At 63.3% G+C, this 2,186-nt stretch carries 3 protein-coding genes; all 3 read right to left on the bottom strand.

The window, feature by feature from the left end; all coding sequences use genetic code 11:
- Nucleotides 1-235: 235 nt before the first annotated feature.
- Entirely contained in the window at nucleotides 236-712 is a 477-nt protein-coding gene (locus EN750_RS30980; protein ID WP_127398997.1) for a DUF2938 domain-containing protein, read from the bottom strand.
- Between the two features lie 75 nt (nucleotides 713-787).
- The gene (locus tag EN750_RS30975; RefSeq protein WP_127398996.1) at nucleotides 788-1,270 is read right to left on the bottom strand and encodes a peroxiredoxin; all 483 of its coding nucleotides are present in this window, start codon (nucleotides 1,268-1,270) and stop codon (nucleotides 788-790) included.
- Between the two features lie 85 nt (nucleotides 1,271-1,355).
- Entirely contained in the window at nucleotides 1,356-2,162 is an 807-nt protein-coding gene (locus tag EN750_RS30970; RefSeq protein ID WP_127398995.1) for a protein-disulfide reductase DsbD domain-containing protein, read from the bottom strand.
- Nucleotides 2,163-2,186: the final 24 nt, after the last annotated feature.

Here is a 2,186-nt window from a genome sequence, read left to right as displayed (position 1 = left end):
TCAAGAAAGGTCCGTTCAAGCCTGCAGCAGCGGCAAAGCCTGCTGCGCCGGCCAAACAACCGGCAATCGCGAAAGTGCGGCGCTCTACCCAGAGCTATTGAATTTCCGGAGCGGCGTGGCTCTCAGGTACGAAGAAGCGGATCAGCCGGCGGGGGTGGCAACTACTACGATATCGGCGCGCACCGCGTTATCTACTGCTGGCTGCCGATCGACTGGCCAGCGCAGTTGTAGACCCTTATCGGATCAGCAGCGCCGTGCCCCAAAGCCCAAGTGCGAACACCGTGTGCGACACCAGGTTCAGCGCCCGGATCTGCATCGGATTTGGCCGCTTCGAGGCCGCCCAGCCGGCGCCCATGCCGGGTGCCAGCAGGAACCAGCCGGCGCCGACGGTGACGATGCCGAGGATGAAGGCCGGCAGGAATGTCGGCGCGGCAAGCCAACTCGCTCCGGCCAGCACCACCAGGATGATGCCGTAGGCGATGCCGACAAAATAGTGAAAGGCCCAACCCAGCGCCTTTTCATGCGCGTAAGATGTGGCATCGCCGATATCGTCGTGGAAGACCTTGTCGCGGAGATGCCAGACCCAGCGACCGACCGGCCCCCAGTTCGGCCGTGGCTGGCCGAACGCCTTGTGCAGGAAGATGGCCCAGAGATCCATCAGGACGGTGGCGCCGATGCCGATCGCGATAGCGCGCCAGAACATGTCAAACATCGCTAGAATCCCCCCAAACGCAAGCCCTGGGCTACAAGCGCGATCGTCGTTCCACACCCGACGCCGCGCTGAACTTCAGAGCTGTCCCAGAATATGAGCCGCGCCGGACTCGTCGACACCAGGCTTGGTCTCGACATTGAGCGCGGTGACCTTGCCGTCGTCGACGATCATCGAAAACCGCTTCGAACGCAGCCCCATGCCGCTGGCGGAAAGGTCATTGTCGAGGCCTACCGCCTTGGCGAAATCGCCACTGCCGTCGGCGAGGAACATGATCTTGCCCTCACCGCCGGTGAAGTGCGCCCAGGCGCCCATGACATGGACGTCGTTGACCGAAACGACGGCGATGGTGTCGACGCCGCGCGCCAGGATGGCATCGTGGTTTTCGAGATAACCCGGCAAATGGTTGTTGCTGCAGGTCGGGGTGAAGGCGCCGGGAACCCCAAACAGCACGACCTTCTTGCCCGAGAAAATCTCGGCCCCGGTGATCGGCTTGGCGCCATCGGCGGTCATCGTCTTGAAGGTCACGTCAGGCAGCTTGTCGCCAACGGAAATGGTCATGGATTCCTCGCTTGGGAAAATGGGGAAGGACGTGTCTTTGCCTAGCGAACCCAACGGCTTCCTGCAACCGTTGGGGTGGGCTGGATCAAGGGAAAGGCAGAACCCCTTCGACCGCGCCCGCCGAACTCGTCAGCGTATAGTGAAGCCCGCCATCGGTCGGCGTCGTCGAGGGGCGATCGAGGATCGGCACGGTGAAAATCAGCTTGCCGTCTTTTTCGCGGCGCGCAGGGGTACCGAACATGTAGTCCCGCTCGCCGGCCACGAAGAAATCCGCCGCCTCCGGATCGCCGGGAAAGCTCGCCTCGACAATCAGCGTCTCGTGGTCGCCCGGCAGCACATTGATGCCGAAATCGGACCTCGCGGGCGCTGGTAGCGCCGCGAAACTCGCCTTCACCAGCGCTGCGTCCTCGGCATTGTCCGGATCGGAGGCGGGGTCGACGGTCAGCCGCGTCTGCACCGGAATGCAGATCGTTTCGCAGATGCCGAGAAAGATGTCGGCATCGATCAACGCCGGCTGGTTCGGCGCCGCCAGCGTGAATGTCACCGGCAGAGAAACCGGATAGTTGTAGCCTGCCCATTTGCCATAGCCGTCGTCATGGCGCTGCGGCGCCGGAAACGATAGCGCTGCGTCGGCGATGTTGGTGCTGGCTGAAATGTCGAGCTGCGGCGGCACGCCCGCGTCGCCCGGATCGCGCCAATATGTCTTCCAGCCGGGCTTGAGCGCTATGTCGAGAACGCCCTGGATGCGGCCGGTGTCGTCGGCTTTGCCTGATGTCACCAGCCGGACCTTGCCGCCTTCGCTGTTGTACCACGCCGATGAGGAGGCGGCGGCGGGAAGAGCGGTTGCCGATCCGATGGCGGCGCCGAGCAGCAGGATTTTCAAGCTTCGCATGGCGGTGATTTGATCGTCCGTTCG

Source organism: Mesorhizobium sp. M7A.F.Ca.ET.027.03.2.1, from assembly GCF_003999175.1.
In the GTDB taxonomy this organism is placed as follows: Bacteria; Pseudomonadota; Alphaproteobacteria; order Rhizobiales; family Rhizobiaceae; genus Mesorhizobium.
This window is presented reverse-complemented; position numbering and strand designations above follow the sequence as displayed.